Raw genomic sequence first — 18,559 nt, 5'->3', positions numbered from 1 at the left:
AAAAGTCCAATATGACATCCCTTCTACGCCATAACTAACGTAACAAATCTATTTCTTGGTATATACTTTTTCTAAAGTCTTTTTTACCTCAGGAATATTCTCATACAATTTCCAGATCATGCCTGAATTTGCATTCTCGATCATTACGGCAATCGTTGCCTGATTCCTCGCACGATAGCTTTCAGAAACATCGTTGTTTTTAATATCAATCCAGCTTCTGAAACCATATTGCGTAAATAACACATCGGCGTATTCTTCGTAAAACTTACGTAATGCTTTTAGACCGATCTCCTTTTCAAATGGGTACGCTGCAATAGCTACCGCAGGATTCACCAAATATCCCTGATACGTGTCTTCCACATTTTCCACGCCCCAAATATCTGTAAATCGTGTCCCTATGCTCATTTCATTATCTCTACGTTTATAGGCCAAAATATAATTCGACAAATATTTCTTGTAATCGACAAAGTCATCCACTTTTCCTTTCGGATCCATAATCAAAAAGGGACGATAAACGGACATCAACGATTCATTTAAACTACCGCCGGCAATATTCTTGGCGAAAATAACTTTATCGTCGGAGTAGATCGAAACACCAGCATTTCCAGCATCGCCAATTAAAGGGTTTGCACTTATTGAACGCGCTAAAGAATCATCTAATTTCATTTTGAGTTCAGGAGCCAAATCATTGGTGTCATCCCCAAAATACAATTCGTGACCTTTATGTTTGGTTGCAAATCCATTGATATAAGCTGAAATCGCTAAAGGATGGGTAGGTGAAGACATCGCCAGCAAGTAGGTCCCCAGACTCTCGTTAAATCCCCCCAAAGGCCTCGATCTAGCTGTACTGTCTACTGGAGACCACTTATTCCAAAGTACATCAGGATGCTGTGCATCCGTAAAATAGTTCCAGTTTATGCGCTCCCAGAGCTTCGTAATAGTATTCCTCAAGGCCTGTTCCTCAGGATCCTCTTTAGAAAAATATTGTCGGGCGATCAAAAGCGATTCCATAATATGGGAGGTACCGCGCAAATCGTACGTTGGAACTGAATCGCGATAATAAGGTACCCCTGAGCGGCCATCGTAAAGCGCTGTAAAGACCCCTTGATGTTGTTGTGCACTGCTCAAAAATTTCACAATCCGTGTTAACCTGACCAAAAGAGCTTGTCGCGAGATCAAATTGTTCTCTCCTGCCACAAGCAAACCCAAGATCGCATAGCCGGTTTCATTTGTTGATACAATAGCTTGTCTATTACCTCGGTCAGGTAGAAACATACCACTATTCACATCATAGTTGTCTATAAAATAATTCACATGAGCATTTCGGATAAAATTCAACATCTCTTTATCCGTCCCCTTTTTTGTTTGTACCTCCCTAACCTCAGAAAATGGAGATTCAACATAATTATAATCTACCCAAGCGATTTTGTAATAATAAGATTTATTATATTCATTAACCCTATCCAGCGACTTCTGTACATAGATGGGTAAAATTGCTATCGGCTGAAAATTGAGTTTATCTTCCGAACGGTAGATTTTCACATAGCGGATACTTGGTGTCAGCGGCAATTGCCAAACCAGCTCAACTTGTTTATCTACGGAACTGATCTTCGATAAGATAGCTGCTGATGAAAGTCTTACCTTTGGATAGTTTTTGGGCAAAAACTCAATTTGATCGATAAATAATTGATTTGTCTGCAGGGCAGTTCCGTTTTGTTCCAGAATTAAAGCCGAAACAGACTTCCCTAGTGAAATTCCTCCAAATTTATTGACTGGAATGGACACATTAAGCCAGGTATCATAAGCAAAATCATCGATATAATTTGCGATATCCACAGCATTTGTCTTCGTGTCGTTTTGTTGTAAGGTAACTTTTGGCAATTGTCCCTTTTCAGTATTGCTTTGAACAAAGAGCTTAAAAGTTAGATGATCATCCTTGGCAATTAAATAGGGAAATTTCTGTTTGTCGTTTAAAATACTTGCCTCCCACTTACCATTAGGAGAAGAAACGTACCGCAAAGAAAGCGAATTGCCTGGCGTAAAAAACAAACTATCGGAAACCGGAAGGCTATAGCTCACATTTTGGATCCATGATTCACCGGTATAATGAGCGATACTCTTCGCATAACTCCCGTTGATTACACTATTGTCAAATAAAACCTCAGGATAACTTTCTGACCGAACAAGTGTAGGTAAGATCAGTAATAAAAGAAAGTAAAAATATTTTTTCAGCATAAGTCAACATTTTTCACAGGCCTACAATCAAAAACTAAGCCAACCAGTACGATTATAACGCAAATGTAACAAAGGAATTCCAATGATATTATCCTCCCTAATTTTAATTTCAGAAAAAATGCGCTAAATTAGCCCTCTGAATATTTTCATAAAATAGATATATGAAAACCACGTTTGATTTTGAAAAGCCAATTGCAGACTTGCAATTGCAAATTGAAAAGGTAACTCAAGTTGCCGAAAAAACTCAAGTTGACATGAGCGCAACCGTTCGTGAGCTTGAAGAAAAGCTTGCTTCTACTGAAAAAGAAATATACGGCAATTTAACAGGCTGGCAGAACGTTCAAATGTCGCGCCATCCGGATCGCCCTCAGACTTATGATTATATAGAAGCTATCTGCGACGAATTTATCGAGTTGCATGGTGATAGAACCGTTAAGGATGATAAAGCGATCGTCGGTGGTATGGCTTCTATTGATGGTAATGCCGTTATGATCATCGGTCATCAAAAAGGTAAAAACACCAAAGAGCGTCAATATCACAATTTTGGAATGGCCAATCCTGAAGGCTACCGAAAGGCATTACGTTTAATGAAAATGGCGGAAAAGTTCAATAAACCTGTGATCACTCTAATTGATACGATGGGTGCTTATCCAGGACTTGAAGCTGAGGAACGCGGACAGGGTGAAGCGATTGCGCGCAACCTCATGGAAATGGCTGTCTTGAAAGTTCCGATCATCTGCGTTGTTATTGGTGAAGGAGCTTCAGGTGGAGCTTTGGGTATTGGTGTTGGAAATAGAGTTTACATGATGGAACATACCTGGTATTCGGTCATATCACCTGAATCTTGTTCTTCCATCCTATGGAGAAGCTGGGATCACAAAGAAAAAGCCGCTGAGGCATTAAAATTGACTTCAGAAGACATGTTGGGCAACGGATTGATTGATGGTATTATCCCTGAACCGCTAGGTGGTGCTCACCAGGATCCTGCGGCAGCAGCGGCTAATCTAAAAAGCCAGTTGTTGAAAGATCTTGCCGAATTGACGGCTAAAGATAGCGATACATTAGTTACTGAAAGAATTGATAAGTTTAGCAAAATGGGTGTGGTAACTGAATAATGTTATCCATACAACCCCTACAGCATAAAAAAAGTCAGCAATTAGCTGACTTTTTTTATGACCATTCTAGCTTAAAAATACGCTTCCTTGCTCCAAAAAACCTCCGCTATACTAATCCTTCCTATCCCCAAGTGTTTAAAAGGCCTTTTAAACAAGAAATAATTCAGTAATTTTTAAATAGTTACAATTTTTGTCAACAAAAAAGATAAAAACATTTTGCACAAATAACTTATTTTTCTACCTTTGCATCACTTTCAAAAACAGAAAGGATTCCGTAGCTCAGCTGGTAGAGCAATACACTTTTAATGTATGGGTCCTGGGTTCGAATCCCAGCGGGATCACAGAAAGAAAAGCTAATCGTAAGATTAGCTTTTTTTGTTTAGGAATATCAGGATTTGAAGGAAGTGTGGATCAAGCTGAATTCTTGGGGGGAATGTCAAAAATTTCTTAGTTTAGCATCCTTAATACAGATATCCCTTGCAAGAAGCCGAACGTAAATTACTGTCCCTATTGATGCCCGAAGGGCTATTGGAATACTTTCAGATTTTAGAAGTCGATCAGGTTGACAATCAGCTCCACATTTATTTAGATGAGCTTAATATTGCTCCGACAGGCTATCAGAACAGCAAGTTGGAGTCAAAGGGCTTCATGCCTTCCACTGAGATTTCAGACTTTCCCATTCGAGGCCAGAAAGTTACGCTACATATCCGCCGTCGTCGCTGGACGGTCCTGGATACCGGAGAGATCATCACAAGAGATTGGAATCTGGTGCGTGAGGGTGCTCGAATGACTACGGAATTCGGGCTTTTTTTAAAGAAGATATTTGGATAATCATCCTGTAAGCGCCCAATTGGTAGGTCTGTTCTTCCAAATGGACGGTAAGCAACTACAGGATCAATACAAGAACCATCTCAGTGACTTCCAGGACTGGGACCAAAAGCCACACGCAGAGCAATGGACCCTTTTTCCTGATAACATATCGGAACACCTGAGCATCGATGAGACCAGCTTTAGCAACGGTGAACTTTACACGATCGTAAGCAGTAAATCAGCAAAGGGCAGGAAGGGAACCATATTGGCTACCATAAGAGGGACAAAGGCGGAAGATATTATTGCTGTATTAGAGCGCATTCCACTTAAACTAAGGAACAAAGTTAGGGAAGTAACGATGGATATGGCCCCCAATATGGCAAAGGCTATCCGTAGGTGTTTCAGAAATGCCAGAAGGGTTATCGATCGGTTTCATGTACAAAAACTTGCTTATGATGCTGTTCAGGAACTCCGTATCAAATACCGATGGGAAGTCTTAGATGCAGAAAGCAAAAAAATAATGGAATCGCGAAAACGGGGTATCCCATATGACCCCGAGTTGTTGCCTAATGGTGATACGCTCAAACAGCTATTAGCTAGGTCGAGACACCTCCTGTTCAAGCATCCAAGTCGATGGTCGGAAAGCCAAAAACGCCGTGCAGAACTGCTGTTCATCAGGTTTCCCAAGCTAAAACAGGCTTATGATCTTGGAGTTGCCTTAGGTGACATCTTCAATAAATGCAGGGATAAAAAAGTTGCTTTCACAAAGTTAGGACTGTGGCACAACCAGGTTGAGAACGCGGGTATTGCTTCATTCGAGAGTGTCGCAAGATCCATTGCAGCACATCATCAATACATTCTCCACTACTTCGACAATAGAAGCACCAATGCATCCGCAGAGTCCTTCAATGCAAAACTCAAAGCTTTCAGGAGCGTCTTCCGTGGAGTAAGGGATACAACATTCTTCCTGTACAGAGTGATGAAATTGTATGCTTAAAAATGATTACCCCCCAAACTTTCGGTATGATCCGGAAGTGTCGGTAGGGTTTGATCCAAGGAGGCACAAGGATGGACCAGTCATAACACACAAGCTTGTTCTGTGAAATATTATTCCGGAAGCAATATGACTTCCAAAAATTTCACCATTTCTGCTCCCGCTATAGTATGGGCACGTAATTCAATCACTTGCTTGCCCTTTGGCAATGTCACCGTACCCAATTCAAGCTGATGTTCACGCAAACCAACGGAAGAAGACGGATCTATTGTAAAAGCAATATTCTTCCCCCCTAAATTCAAGCCCAGGTTCCCTCCTGTACCTACAACATCTTTCACATACCGTATAGCCACCTTGAAGCGTCCGCCATTTAACACATGGGTATCCCATCTTAACCCTTGACTTAACCTAGTCCAACCCGTCACATAATAGCGATTCTTTTTACCGTCCCCAAACTTCATCGGATTCCCGATCTGTTTTGCATAAAAGGTCAGTAGCCGATTTTTATTGACATGATGATCCACATACATTAAAGTAGGATTTATTGGATTAGCTATGCTATCCTTCAATTGCACCACTACGACCAGGTCATCATCCTCAGAAGCAATTTGATCTATAGGAATATGCAGTCCATCTTTGTCGGACCTATATTTTCCGATAGTTTCTCCCGACAATAACGAAACCGAATTAACCTGAGCAATCAATCCGCCGACAATCAGATCATTCCGTTGAGGGCGCTCAAACACGTGTAAATACAGGGTATTTTTACGCTGAGTAATGACTCCCCAAGGCTGACGAGGCAAGCGAGATGGTGCAACATCAATGACACTTTCACTATTCCCCCGCATCCACCGACCTAATCCCTTTAAAATAGCGACATCAGCGCTGTCGATGCTTCCGTCGCCCTTGGGTCCAATATTCATTAGAATATTCCCACCCATGGCCTTAGCCTTCGCCAAGAGTTTGATAAAATGCGCTGTCGGTTTATGGCTCTTATCAGTCGACGAATAACCATAGGATTCATTGGTAGTTGGTATGGCCTCCCAATTAGCGCCAGAAGCAACTGGATAATATTCCTCAGGTCGATCTGCCGTATTCAGGTAATCGCCGTAATTCTTTTCCTCGGTACGTGCCAATCGACCATTGACAATAATATTCGGATCAGCTGTTCGAATAGCCTTTAAAATTCGCAGGTTTTCAGACAGCGGCAACTTATGCGGTGTGTCAAACCATAACAAATCCGGATGATAGCGCTGAATAAGTTCCTCAATCTGAGGAATCGCCTTTTGATCTACGTAATGCCGAGCCTTTGTCAACCATTCAGGATGTTTGTCAAACCAATTTGTGCCACCCAACAATTTATCCCCGCCGGGATTACGGTAATCCCAGTCATTACCGGGAGCATCCGGATGCTCCCAGTCAAAAGCATGCGAATAATAGAAGCCAAACAAGAGTCCATGCCTATGGCAGGCAGCTGCTAATTCCGCCAACGGGTCCCTTTTGAATGCCGTGCTTGACAATGAGTAGTCACTTGAAAATGCAGAAGGATACATCGCAAAGCCATCATGGTGCTTAGCCGTAATAATAAAATATTTCATCCCTGCATTTTTTGCCAACAATACCCATTCCTCCGCATTAAACTTTAGGGGATTAAATCGACGTGCTGAGTCAAGATACTCACTACGTGGGATTTTCATCACACGCATCAGATGCTCCGCATAGCCCCCGCCCGCCTTCCCTTTCCAAATATTTCCATATTGGGAATAAACGCCCCAATGAACAAACATACCAAATGAGGCGGCCTTCCATTTCTCCAAGCGTTGTTCACGAGTTAATGCGGCACGTTTCCACCAACCGGTTTCTGCTTCAACAATCGCATTTTTATCACGTGTTGTCGCATCATTAAACATATTTGGAGCCTCATTGCCTTCATTTACATTTTTAGTCTGTGCGCTCGAAAAAAAAACGCCCGAAGAAACCATAAAAAGAAAAAAACACTTGATTTTAAACATAACGTTGGTTTTATGAAGACAGCAAATACCACCTGAAAGATTTCAGACGGATACCTTTTCTAAATTTATTGGATTATCGTTCCTTGAGACCTAATGGAAGGAATGCAGGATCAATTTTAACTATAGTCAAAAATACGCTAAAACTACATTTTACAAGTGTACAATTCGTTCCTTTTAGGGGAAATATTGATCCAGGTCCCCAAAATGAAAACCTATTCTTCAATAAGGTGTTTATATAGTCTATACATCTTAAAATAATAAACAGTGATTTGGACAATAGATTGGTCCATGGTCACGAAAAGATCTTTTCAATATTTTTAATGTAATCAGATACAAGCTATCTGTATTTATTGAATATTTGTCTAAAACTTTAAATTAATATGGAAAAACTAACCGCCAAAGCCAGTATCCAAATTCAGAAACCGATCAACGAAGTTTTTGAGGCTATTGTAGATCCCAATAAAATGAATCATTATTTTATAAAATCTTCGACTGGACGTCTAGAGACAGATAAAACGGTAGAATGGACATTTCCAGAATTTCCCGACAGTTTTCCCGTGACAGGAAAAACCATCAGGCCCAATTCATATATCTCTTTCGACTGGAGCGGGGGACTTCCCAATCAACTGGTAGAAATCGCACTATCCACATTCGGAGAAAACGCGACCGTCATAAAGATTACAGAACACGAGATGAACAACGATGCAGATGGAATTTTAATGATGATGCGACAAACAGAGGGTTGGGCCAACTTTTTAGCTTGCATGAAAGCGTATCTAGAATATGGTATCAATCTGAGAACTGGGGCTTTCGATTTTATGTTCCAAAAATAGTTCTCTCTAAAAATAGCTGCTCATCGAATTACTTCAAATATAATATATTCAATTGAGATTATCCGAATATCCGTCAAATACATCAACTATACATGGCAAAAAATAAAACGGCATATACCGAAGCATCTGTCCAAGACTTTATAAAAACAGTTGACGACCCACAAAAACAAATCGATAGTGCAACACTGATACAATTAATGGAAACCACAACGGGTGAGCCGGCTAAAATGTACGGACCAACGATCATCGGATTTGGAAACTATCATTATACCTATATAAGTGGGCACGAAGGCTATGCTCCTTTGATCGCATTTAGCCCCCGAAAATCAGCAATCTCCCTTTATGTATTTACCGGTGCCGATGAACATCGACATTTAGTCGATCGGCTCGGGAAATTTAAAATAAGCAAAGCCTGCATATACATCAAGAAATTAAGCGACATCAACATAGAAATACTCCATCAGCTTATGTCCGAAACGATACAGTTTATTGAAAATAAGTATACGAGAATCAAAGAATAGCACAAATTATGACAACGAGCATCGCAACAATAGACGAATATATCAATCAATTTGACGGGGAGAAAAAAGAATATCTGATCAAGGTGAGACAGCTTATCGCTGGCCTAGTCCCTCCCGATGCAGATGAAACGATCTCCTATCAAATGCCTACTTTCAGATACAAGGGTAATATCATCCATTTTGCGATGAACAAAAACCATTTGGGCCTATATCCAGGACCTGCTGCTATCGAGCACTTCATTACAGAACTCAAAAATTTTAAAACCACAAAAGGGGCAATACAAATTCCTTTGGATCAACCGATTCCAACACAATTAATTACCGATATTGTCAATTTTAATATTGATAAACTTAAAGACAAACAAGGCCCTAATTGGTACCAAAGCCGAGGGAACTGGCAGGAGGCTGAAGAACTCATGCATGAGATCATCCAGCAAACTTCCTTGAAAAAGGAATTCAAATGGGGGAGCTATATCTATACGCATAAAGGAAAAAATGTTATTGGTTGGGGCGGCTTTAAAAATTTCTTCTCCCTCTGGTTTTATAATGGTGTATTCTTAACCGATCGCGATAAACATCTCATCAGTGCCTCCGAAGGAAAAACGAAAGCATTACGACAATGGCGCTTTGAAGACGTTAAGGATATGAATGCCGAAAAAATAGCCGCATATATCCAAGAATTCATCCAAACCATTGACGAGGGAAAAGAGCTCAAGCCAACTAAATCTCCAATGAAGGCCCCTGCTGGTCTATTATTTGAAGCACTGCAGACGGATACGACCTTCGCAGAAAGTTTCCAGGCTTTAACACCAGGAAAACAGAAAGAATACATCGAGTACATCGATGAGGCCAAGCAAGAAAAAACGAAACAATCCCGTATTGAAAAAATTAAACCGTTGGTCCTCGCTAAAAAAGGCCTGAACGACAAATACAAATAGGTGAACGCTAAAACAAAAAAAGATGAATAATTCAATTATCCCATCCATTTGGTTCGATCAAAACGCGAAGGAAGCCTTTGATCTTTACGCTGGTACCTTCCCTGGAAGCCATATTAGCAACAACTCTCCCATCGTTGTTGAAGCTGTCCTAAGCGGTGTGAAATTTATTGGAATAAATGGAGGTCCTATATTCAAACCCAACCCATCCATATCATTTATGGTCATTTGCGAAAGCAAAGAGGAAATTGATCGTATCTGGAATTCACTTGCTGTGGAAGGCAACACCTTAATGCCTTTAAACTCCTACCCTTGGAGCCCGCACTACGGCTGGCTGGCCGACAAGTTTGGCGTAAATTGGCAATTATACCTCGGTAAACTGAGCGATACCAACCAACAGGCAATTGTACCTACGCTAATGTATTGCGGAGAGCAACAAGGAAATTGCGAACAAGCACTAGCATTTTATGCAGAATTATTTCATGATTTTCGAAGCAATGGGATCATGAAATACACAGAAGGTGAATATACCGGATCAATCCAACATACCCAATTTTTAGTCCGGGATTTTACACTCATGGCAATGGATAGCGGAGTTCCACAAAATTTCACTTTTAACGAAGGCATTTCACTCACTATTCTATGTAAAGATCAGCAGGAAATTGATTATTTCTGGAATACGATCACGAAGAAAGGCAAAGAGAGCATGTGTGGCTGGTGCAAAGACGAATTCGGTGTAAGCTGGCAGATCGTACCCGAACAAATTGCAACATTACTAAAGCGACCAGGGGCAAATGAAGCGCTCATGAGAATGAAAAAGATCATTATTCAGGAACTCATTGGATAATTTCAAAATAAATCTCAAGCTGAGGGGAACAGCTTTTAAAATAGTATTAAGAAAAAAGGGGATGAATAATCCCCTTTTTATGCTTTCACTTGCAACGCCAGAGCGTATAATTTCATTTGCTTAATCATGGATAGCAAGCCATTTGCCCGAGTTGGTGACAAATGTTCTTTCAGCCCTATTTTATCCACAAAATATAAACCGGCATCAACAATCTCCTTGGCGGTATGTCCAGATAGTACTTTGACCATTAAACTCACCAAGCCTTTTGTGATAATTGCATCGCTATCTGCCGTAAAATACACTTTTCCATCCTTTATTTCCGGAAAAAGCCATACTTTGGACTGACATCCTTTGATGATATATTCATCTGTTTTGTATTGTTCATCAATTAGAGGCACTTCTTTTCCCAGCTGGATGATGTACTCATATTTTTCCATCCAATCCGTAAAGAAAGCAAAATCCTCAATTAATTCATCCTGTATTTCATTAATGGTCATACCTATTTTTTATTAAACCAACATATTGACCGCGCGTTGGATACCGGCGACCAAAATATCTATTTCCTCTTTTGTATTATATACGGCTAAAGAAGCACGAATAGTTCCCGGAATACCGAACCTATCCATGACAGGTTGGGCACAATGATGGCCTGTACGTACAGCGATCCCCAATTTATCCAAGATCACACCAACGTCGTAAGGATGCGTGCCATCAATTACAAATGAAATAACGGAACATTTCTGCTCGGCCGTTCCAATAAACCGCATGCCCGGAATTTCAGCCAACTTCTCCGTAGCGTATTGCAACAAATCATGTTCGTAGGCCTCGATATTTTCCAGACCTATTGAATTGATATAATCGATGGCCTCGTTCAAACAGATACCGGCTTCAATATTAGGCGTACCCGCCTCAAATTTAAAAGGCAATTCATTATAGGTCGTTTTTTCAAAAGTAACCTCTTTAATCATATCTCCACCACCTTGATAAGGTGGCATCGCGTTCAATAGCTCCTCTTTGCCATATAACACTCCTACACCTGTAGGACCGTACATTTTATGTCCGGAAAATACCAGAAAATCTACATCCAGCTTTTGAACATCAATCTGTATATGTTGAACAGCCTGCGCAGCATCGACTAAAACAACAGCACCATGTCCATGAGCAATTGAAATCATCTCACGCACAGGATTGATTGTCCCAAGGGAGTTTGAAACATAGGTTACAGCAACTAATTTGGTTTTCTCATTAAACAAATTGCTGTAGGCATCCATATCAAGCTCACCTTTATCATTCATCGGAATGACCCGAATTTTACAGCCCTTTTCATCACAAAGCATCTGCCAAGGCACAATATTAGAATGGTGTTCCATCGCTGAGATAATAATCTCATCACCTTCGTGGATAAAAGCTCTGCCATAACAAGTTGCAATCAGATTTATTCCATCTGTTGTTCCTTTGGTGATAATGATTTCCTTATCTTCAGCAGCATTGATGAAAGCCTGAACTTTTTTTCGAGTCACCTCAAAAGCGTCCGTCGATATCTGACTAAGATAATGTACGCCCCGATGCACATTACTATTCATATCTGTATAATAATGTACAATAGAATTGATGACAGAACTCGGCTTCTGTGTTGTCGCGCCGTTATCCAAATAAACCAATGGTTTACCATTGACCTCTCTCTTCAGAATCGGAAAATCGGCACGTATTTTATCTATATTAAATTTTTCCAACGTCGTCTAAATAATTTATACAAAGTTAATAGTATTTTATCGAATACAGGCTGGCCAATCTGTTTTTTATGTCATTATCAATATCGGTTTTTCAAGGTATCCTCAGCCAAAAAAGTAATTTTTGGCATTTTAAACAATTATAGTTCGCTTTTATAATTTATTGATGCTATTTAGTTACCTTTGTAATGATATGCAAGAATTACCTCTAAATTTACCAGAAGGCTCACGTAAAGAAGTGATGGCCTATTTGGAACCGTTCATGCTCAATGAGATGAGCGAATACCTGAAGCCTGTTGAAGACATGTGGCAACCTGCCGATTTTCTTCCAGATTCTTCTAGGGACACTTTTTTTGAGGAAGTAAAAGAGTTGCAGGAAAGTGCAAAAGAACTCTCTTATGATTTGGTCGCAGTATTAGTTGGAGACACCATTACCGAAGAGGCCCTTCCAACGTACGAATCATGGTTGACCATGGTAGAAGATGTTGACAAAAACGAACAGGGTGGATGGATGAAATGGGTACGCGCTTGGACGGCTGAAGAAAACCGCCACGGTGACCTGTTGAACAAATACCTTTATTTGTCAGGCAGAATAGACATGCGTCAATTTGAAATGTCTACGCAATATCTTATTCAAGACGGTTTTGATATCGGTACTGGTGCAGACCCTTACCGGAATTTTATTTATACTTCATTTCAGGAATTGGCAACCAACGTTTCCCACCGCCGTGTATCTGGGCTTTCTAAAAAAAGCGGTGATAAACTTTTGGCAAAAATGTGTGGTGTCATCGCATCTGATGAAGCACGCCATGCCAAAGCCTATATGTCTTTTATTTCAAAGGCAATCACAGTAGACCCGAGTGAAGTCATGATTGCATTTGAGGATATGATGCGCAAAAAAATCGTTATGCCAGCACAATTTTTAAGAGAAGCAGGCGAACCTCAAGGAGAAGCTTTTGCACATTTCTCTGATGCAGCTCAACGACTGGGTGTATATACTGCCTTAGACTATGTTGATATATTGAAAGACCTAAACAACGAATGGCAAATAGATCAAGTCACAGGGCTGAATGATAAAGGCGAGAAAGCGAGAGATTATCTACTAAAACTACCCGATCGTTTGGCTAGACTGGCTGATCGGATGAAGGTTCCAGAAAAAGATTATAAATTCAAATGGATTTATTAATATAAAAAAAGCTTGATTTAATAATCAAGCTTTTTTTTATATCAATAACTTTAATGTTTCAAAGTTGCGCACTTTACTTTACATTCCCCATCAATTTACGTACAACAGGAGATAAGGCTATAAGCACCACACCAGCAATCAAAGAATATAAGCCCAATTGTTTATAACTCTCCGTATAAGTCACCAGTTTATCCGCCAATGAACTTCCTTCCTTAGCTTCAGCCATACTAGCACCAATCAAGCCTGCTACGTATTGACCGTAAGCACTTGCCAAGAACCACATGCCCATCATGATACCTTGTAATCTTGCTGGAGACAATTTCGTCATAATGGAAAGACCAATTGGTGATAGACAAAGCTCCCCAACGGTAATCACAAGCAGCGCAAGGGTAAAGACATCCAATGAGGTCATACCATCGTGAGCGAATAAACGCGTAGCAAATAGAACATAATAACCTAATCCCAAGAAAACAAAACCAAGACCAAACTTAATAATGGTATTTGGCTCAAGTTTACGCTTGCCCAGCCAAATCCAAAAAAGGCCAAAAAGAGGTGCTAATGCAATAATAAATAACGCTCCACCTGAATTGTTAACACCATTTGGATCGAGCGTCATAACGCCCAATAAGGAATCATTCAAATGCTTAGCAGCAAAGATGCTTAAGGAACCGCCACTTTGCTCATATATTCCCCAAAAGATAATCGAGAAAAGAATAAACACCAAGGCAGCAATTAATTTCTTCCGCTCTTCAGCAGTCACTTTAGACATTTCATAGAAAAGATACAACAGCGTCAATGGGCCAATTGTGTACATAAAATAGTCTGTATACTGCGTTTTTGACACCATGATCTGAATGATAGGGATAAAAATCAACGTGGCAATATATACAGCATATTCTACCCATTTTGGAAGTGCCTTTGTTTTTACAATCGCATCAGGGTTACCCGGCTGAAGTCCAATTGGCCCCAAATGTCTTTTAGTGAAATGAAAATTCACTAAACTAACCAACATTCCTACCGCCGCCAAGCCAAAAGCAACATTCCAACGATGTCCCTCAGAAATAATTGACGTCAGCATATATCCTTTACCGATCGCAACACAGATATATCCGCCTAAGAATGCACCTAAATTTATTCCCGCATAAAACAATGAAAAACCACCATCACGACGAACATCACCTTTTTTATACAGCTCGCCTACCATCGTCGATATGTTGGGTTTAAAAAAACCGGTACCTATAATGATAAATGATAAACCAAAAAAGAAATACTTATGCGGATCTGCTGCAAGAAATAAGCTCCCTACGATCATCAATAAGCCACCCCAGAATAAAGACTTTCTAAAACCAAGAATTTTGTCTGCAAACAGCCCACCTATAAATGTAAACGCATAAACAAATGCCTGTGTCGCTCCATATTGTAAATTGGCATCCTTTTCAGCAAAGTTTAATTGTGTGATCATAAAGAACACCAACATACCGCGCATACCATAGAAACAGAACCTTTCCCACATCTCGGAAAAAAACAAACTCCAGATTTGCTTTGGGTACTTTCCGTCAAAATTTTGAATCTCTTCTAGCGATTCCCTTGTACTAACCTCCATACTAATTTATATTAATCAAAAAAGCTTCTTTCGTAAAAGAAGCTTATATATTTGTTATTTAATTCCGTGCATCAATCGTTTAATCAATGGATTAAACAGCATTACTAACAGGCCTGCTAAGGCAGGAATTGCTGTAAATAAAAAGAAGAAGTAACTCAAGGAGTGTTCCTCTTGAATGGTCTCCACTTGTCCCCCCAATGCTGCAGCAAGTTTCTGCGCAATAGCGATTGCCAAGTACCAGATGCCAAACATAAATGCAAGCATGCGCGCAGGCACCAATTTCGATACGTAAGAGAGGCCTACCGGTGAAATAAATAATTCACCCAATGTATGGAACAAATAGGTCAGCACCAAAAATACCATAGAGATTTTAGCCCCCTGACTTATTCCTATTGATCCTAATCCAATAATCAAAAATCCTATCGCAACCAAGATCAGTCCAAAACCATATTTAAAGGCCGCCGATGGATTATACTTCGACTCCCAAATTTTGGATACCGAAGAGGCAAGTGCAATGATAAAAAATGAGTTTAGAATAGAGAACCAAGAAACTTTGATTTCTGATGCTTCTTTATTGAACTCATTGTACAACATCCAGATTACTGCTCCCCAAATCAACCCAAAACAGATAAACAATACGATATTTGAAATGGCAATTTTGTTCCAGGTTACTTTTGCCAATTTAATCAGAACCCAAGAGATAATTGAAAGCGGTACAATCGTCAATAAACCATTTACCACATTAAAGGTCGTCAATGCAGCACCAGTAAGTGATCTATCAATATTATCTCTAGCCACAAGAACTAATGAAGTTGCTCCCTGCTCAAAGCTCATAAAAAAGAAGACCAAGAAAAAAGCCAACAGCACAACTGCGAACATCCGATCCCGCACCACTTTGTCGTAACGCAATATCCGAGTAACAACAAGATAAATAAAGAGAATCAACGCCACAATGACCATTATATACTGCCCTCTTAGAAACGGCGTATCCAACGCAGCAAACACATCACGAATCCCATTTTTAGACAAGGGGTCATTAAAAGCGTATACAAAACCAATAATAGAAACGATCGCGATCAATACATAATCCCGTATGGTAAATGGATTTCTTGTATCCGTATCCTCAGCGATAACTTTATGCTCCCCAGAGGTGGACTTATTTAAAACACCAAGATTTCCCATGAGTGGTTTTGCGAAAACAAACTGCAGTGTTCCCAAAAGCATAAAGATACCAGCCAAACCGAATCCCCAATGCCAGCCATAAGTTTCGGCAATATATCCACATAGCATCATACCAAAGAAAGCACCGGCATTGACCCCCATATAAAATATGGTATAAGCGCCGTCTTTTTTTTCTGGCAGATCTTTATACATCTCACCTAAGATAGATGGCATGTTAGGCTTGAAGAAACCCGTTCCGATAACTAGACACACTAAACCAAGGAAAAACATAATCGAAGTATCAAAGGCCATGGCAGCATGGCCAAGCGTCATAATCGCCGAACCGATGATCACAGCTTTACGTGATCCAATATATTTATCCGCTATAATCCCTCCTATAATAGGAGTTAAATAGAGCATCATGGCATAGGTCCCATAAAGTGCTCCAGCTTGTTGTGCAGTCCAGGACCATCCAGAGAAAGGACTACCTTGAATAACTGCAGCAGTTAAAAACTGCATTAAGAGTACACGCATCCCGTAGAACGAAAAACGTTCCCACATTTCAGTAAAGAAAAGGACAAAAAGCCCTGAACGCTGTCCCAATACATTTGACTTAAAAAAATCAGTCGACGGGCTAGTCGTAATATCCCCGTTTAATCTCCCCATAAATAATCAACCTTTATTTTTTTGATAAAATACTTACAAAGAAACAAAAACAAAATCACTTTTGACCAAAATAAAGTTGCATAAACAAAAAAAGGCAACCCTTTGGATTGCCTTTTCGGTAACAATTTTAATATGCCTTATCTTTTGTGCAATTGCTCATAAAGATCAATAACCTTTTTCTGCAATTCAATTACTTCGCTATCGCGTTGTTGTAATTTTTGCGTCAAAGCATTCACCTCATTTACATACTCTTTGTCTTCTTCAGAATCAGAGGTAGATAAAAGTTGAACAACTGTCAAATTGAATAATTTTGAGATTTGATTCAGGCGAGACAAATTCACATCTGTAATCCCTGTTTCAATTTTAGAAAATGCTGGGATTGAGATATCCAATCGTTTTGCAACATCCTCTTGACTCCACCCCTTTTGGTGTCTAAGTAATCTGATTTTTTTTCCTAATGCATTCATCTGGTAGATATTTTAAACAAAAATAATAAATTACAATTTAATTTACATTAAATTATAATTTTTTCTCTAAAAATCTCTAAAAAACCGATCAGCCAGCACGGACAAATTAACCCCATTATAATTATTTAAACTCATAAGAAGTAAATTGTAGCCCTTTGATTTGACACCATCTAAAAATGAATAGAGTCCGTCTAAACTTACAACAACCTCTAAATCAGGATTATTAAAATTATCTTTAATATTATTTGGGACACTTTCGATATCTTTATTAAGTTCTTTACAAGAATTTATATTCACGTAGACCACAGATACATCCGACTCTTTCATCGAGTTTGCATATTGTAACAAAAAGGAAGAATCTAAACTATCATACGAGTTTAATTCGATAATTGTGACCAATTTCTGATTAGGAAATTGCTCTTTCACGGCGTGAATACTTGACTTCACTTTATCCGCATTACAGGCATAATCCTGATAAACCACCGATCCTTCCGAGCTTGCAACAAATTCCAAATAACGAATCGAAGTATTAAAACTTTTTATAGCCTCAAAGAACTCCTTTTTTTTGATCCCCAACCATTCGCAGATCGTATAGGCCCCAGCAATATTAGATAGGTTGTGCTTGCCAAACACTTGCAAAGGAACATCTCCATCCGGTGTATTAATATAGGTTACCCCCTTATTAATTGTATAATCTGGAATCTTATAGCCATGTCTATTGATCTTACAATCTTTCGTATCTTGAAGAACCTTCTGTAAAACAACATCTTCCTTATTATAAATTAAGGTACCTTTAGGCGGAATTGAGTCAATAAAATCTTCAAATTGTTTAATATATTCCTCTTGTGATATTTTCGAGTTAAACTCATTCCATACAATACCCGAAATTAAGGCTATATTCGGTTTATAATACAAAAACTTTGACTTCGGATCAATCTTGGATGAAACATATTCATCTCCTTCGATAATAATAATCTTATTATGCTTAGTAATATCGACCAACTTATCAAAGCCTCTTAATTGAGCCCCTACCAAATAGTCAAATTCTTTTCCTAGAAATCGCATAACGTGCATCACCATGCTCGTTATGGTTGTCTTACCGTAACTTCCAGCGATAACCACCCGGATTTTATCCTGCGAAAGCTCTTGTATAAATTCTGGAAAAGAATAAATTTTAAGACCTAATTCCTGGGCCCGCTTTAATTCAGGATTATCTGCCTGGGCATGAGCGCCCAAGATCACAGCATCAATATCCTCCGTCACTTTTTCTTCAAACCACCCCAATTGATTAGGAAGCAATCCTGCTTCAATCAAATGAGAACGGGAGGGCTCTACGATCTGATCGTCAGAACCGGTCACTTGATGCCCTTGTTTTGCCAATGAAATAGCAAGGTTATGCATCACACTACCACCTATTGCTATAAAATGAATCCGCATAGCTAAA

At 39.5% G+C, this 18,559-nt stretch carries 16 protein-coding genes and 1 tRNA gene; 9 read left to right on the top strand and 8 right to left on the bottom strand.

Annotated features, from left to right (window positions below; translation table 11 throughout):
* Positions 1-48 precede the first annotated feature (48 nt).
* On the bottom strand, positions 49-2,235 hold the full coding sequence (locus tag AACH28_RS21005) for a glucoamylase family protein (RefSeq protein WP_341831411.1): 2,187 nt from the start codon (positions 2,233-2,235) through the stop codon (positions 49-51).
* 161 nt (positions 2,236-2,396) lie between these two features.
* Here AACH28_RS21005 and AACH28_RS21000 point away from each other — a divergent pair, with 161 nt between their 5' ends.
* From AACH28_RS21000 to AACH28_RS20985, 4 genes are all read left to right on the top strand, one after another.
* Entirely contained in the window at positions 2,397-3,350 is a 954-nt protein-coding gene (locus AACH28_RS21000; RefSeq protein ID WP_046671762.1) for an acetyl-CoA carboxylase carboxyltransferase subunit alpha, read from the top strand.
* 268 nt (positions 3,351-3,618) lie between these two features.
* Positions 3,619-3,691 (top strand) — tRNA-Lys (locus AACH28_RS20995).
* A gap of 136 nt (positions 3,692-3,827) precedes the next feature.
* Positions 3,828-4,181 carry a transposase gene (locus tag AACH28_RS20990; protein WP_286767917.1) on the top strand — a complete coding sequence of 118 codons (354 nt, stop codon included), beginning with the start codon at positions 3,828-3,830 and terminating at the stop codon, positions 4,179-4,181.
* Positions 4,174-5,157 (top strand): transposase, encoded by a 984-nt coding sequence (locus AACH28_RS20985; RefSeq protein ID WP_286767918.1) that lies wholly within the window; start codon positions 4,174-4,176, stop codon positions 5,155-5,157. Before AACH28_RS20990 ends, AACH28_RS20985 begins: the two co-directional genes overlap by 8 nt.
* A 110-nt stretch (positions 5,158-5,267) precedes the next feature.
* Here the strand turns inward: AACH28_RS20985 and AACH28_RS20980 are convergent, their stop codons facing one another.
* On the bottom strand, positions 5,268-7,166 hold the full coding sequence (locus AACH28_RS20980; RefSeq protein WP_286775258.1) for an alpha-L-fucosidase: 1,899 nt from the start codon (positions 7,164-7,166) through the stop codon (positions 5,268-5,270).
* 380 nt (positions 7,167-7,546) lie between these two features.
* Here AACH28_RS20980 and AACH28_RS20975 point away from each other — a divergent pair, with 380 nt between their 5' ends.
* The 4 genes from AACH28_RS20975 (at position 7,547) to AACH28_RS20960 (ending at position 10,302) form a co-directional block, all read left to right on the top strand.
* On the top strand, positions 7,547-7,999 hold the full coding sequence (locus AACH28_RS20975; protein WP_286770963.1) for an SRPBCC domain-containing protein: 453 nt from the start codon (positions 7,547-7,549) through the stop codon (positions 7,997-7,999).
* A 92-nt stretch (positions 8,000-8,091) separates the two neighbouring features.
* Positions 8,092-8,520, top strand: coding sequence for a DUF1801 domain-containing protein (locus AACH28_RS20970; protein ID WP_341831410.1), 429 nt, complete (start codon positions 8,092-8,094; stop codon positions 8,518-8,520).
* A gap of 8 nt (positions 8,521-8,528) precedes the next feature.
* Positions 8,529-9,458, top strand: coding sequence for a DUF1801 domain-containing protein (locus AACH28_RS20965; protein ID WP_341831409.1), 930 nt, complete (start codon positions 8,529-8,531; stop codon positions 9,456-9,458).
* 22 nt (positions 9,459-9,480) lie between these two features.
* On the top strand, positions 9,481-10,302 hold the full coding sequence (locus tag AACH28_RS20960) for a VOC family protein (protein ID WP_341831408.1): 822 nt from the start codon (positions 9,481-9,483) through the stop codon (positions 10,300-10,302).
* Between the two features lie 77 nt (positions 10,303-10,379).
* Here AACH28_RS20960 and AACH28_RS20955 read toward each other — a convergent pair whose 3' ends face one another.
* Both AACH28_RS20955 and AACH28_RS20950 read right to left on the bottom strand, forming a co-directional pair.
* Positions 10,380-10,799 (bottom strand): SufE family protein, encoded by a 420-nt coding sequence (locus AACH28_RS20955; protein WP_341831407.1) that lies wholly within the window; start codon positions 10,797-10,799, stop codon positions 10,380-10,382.
* 12 nt (positions 10,800-10,811) lie between these two features.
* The gene (locus AACH28_RS20950; RefSeq protein ID WP_286775381.1) at positions 10,812-12,035 is read right to left on the bottom strand and encodes a cysteine desulfurase; all 1,224 of its coding nucleotides are present in this window, start codon (positions 12,033-12,035) and stop codon (positions 10,812-10,814) included.
* A 190-nt stretch (positions 12,036-12,225) separates the two neighbouring features.
* Here AACH28_RS20950 and AACH28_RS20945 point away from each other — a divergent pair, with 190 nt between their 5' ends.
* On the top strand, positions 12,226-13,218 hold the full coding sequence (locus AACH28_RS20945) for an acyl-ACP desaturase (RefSeq protein ID WP_317669714.1): 993 nt from the start codon (positions 12,226-12,228) through the stop codon (positions 13,216-13,218).
* 73 nt (positions 13,219-13,291) lie between these two features.
* Here the strand turns inward: AACH28_RS20945 and AACH28_RS20940 are convergent, their stop codons facing one another.
* From AACH28_RS20940 to AACH28_RS20925, 4 genes are all read right to left on the bottom strand, one after another.
* Positions 13,292-14,821: a peptide MFS transporter gene (locus AACH28_RS20940; RefSeq protein ID WP_075994022.1), complete on the bottom strand. Its 1,530-nt coding sequence runs from the start codon at positions 14,819-14,821 to the stop codon at positions 13,292-13,294.
* A 54-nt stretch (positions 14,822-14,875) separates the two neighbouring features.
* On the bottom strand, positions 14,876-16,648 hold the full coding sequence (locus AACH28_RS20935; RefSeq protein WP_313187374.1) for a peptide MFS transporter: 1,773 nt from the start codon (positions 16,646-16,648) through the stop codon (positions 14,876-14,878).
* A 137-nt stretch (positions 16,649-16,785) separates the two neighbouring features.
* Positions 16,786-17,115 carry a helix-turn-helix domain-containing protein gene (locus AACH28_RS20930; RefSeq protein WP_046671770.1) on the bottom strand — a complete coding sequence of 110 codons (330 nt, stop codon included), beginning with the start codon at positions 17,113-17,115 and terminating at the stop codon, positions 16,786-16,788.
* Positions 17,116-17,181: 66 nt separating this feature from the next.
* Positions 17,182-18,552 carry a Mur ligase domain-containing protein gene (locus tag AACH28_RS20925; RefSeq protein WP_046671771.1) on the bottom strand — a complete coding sequence of 457 codons (1,371 nt, stop codon included), beginning with the start codon at positions 18,550-18,552 and terminating at the stop codon, positions 17,182-17,184.
* Between the last annotated feature and the right edge of the window lie 7 nt (positions 18,553-18,559).

The sequence above is a fragment of the Sphingobacterium thalpophilum genome (genome assembly GCF_038396785.1).
Taxonomy (GTDB): Bacteria; Bacteroidota; Bacteroidia; order Sphingobacteriales; family Sphingobacteriaceae; genus Sphingobacterium; species Sphingobacterium thalpophilum_A.
This window is presented reverse-complemented; position numbering and strand designations above follow the sequence as displayed.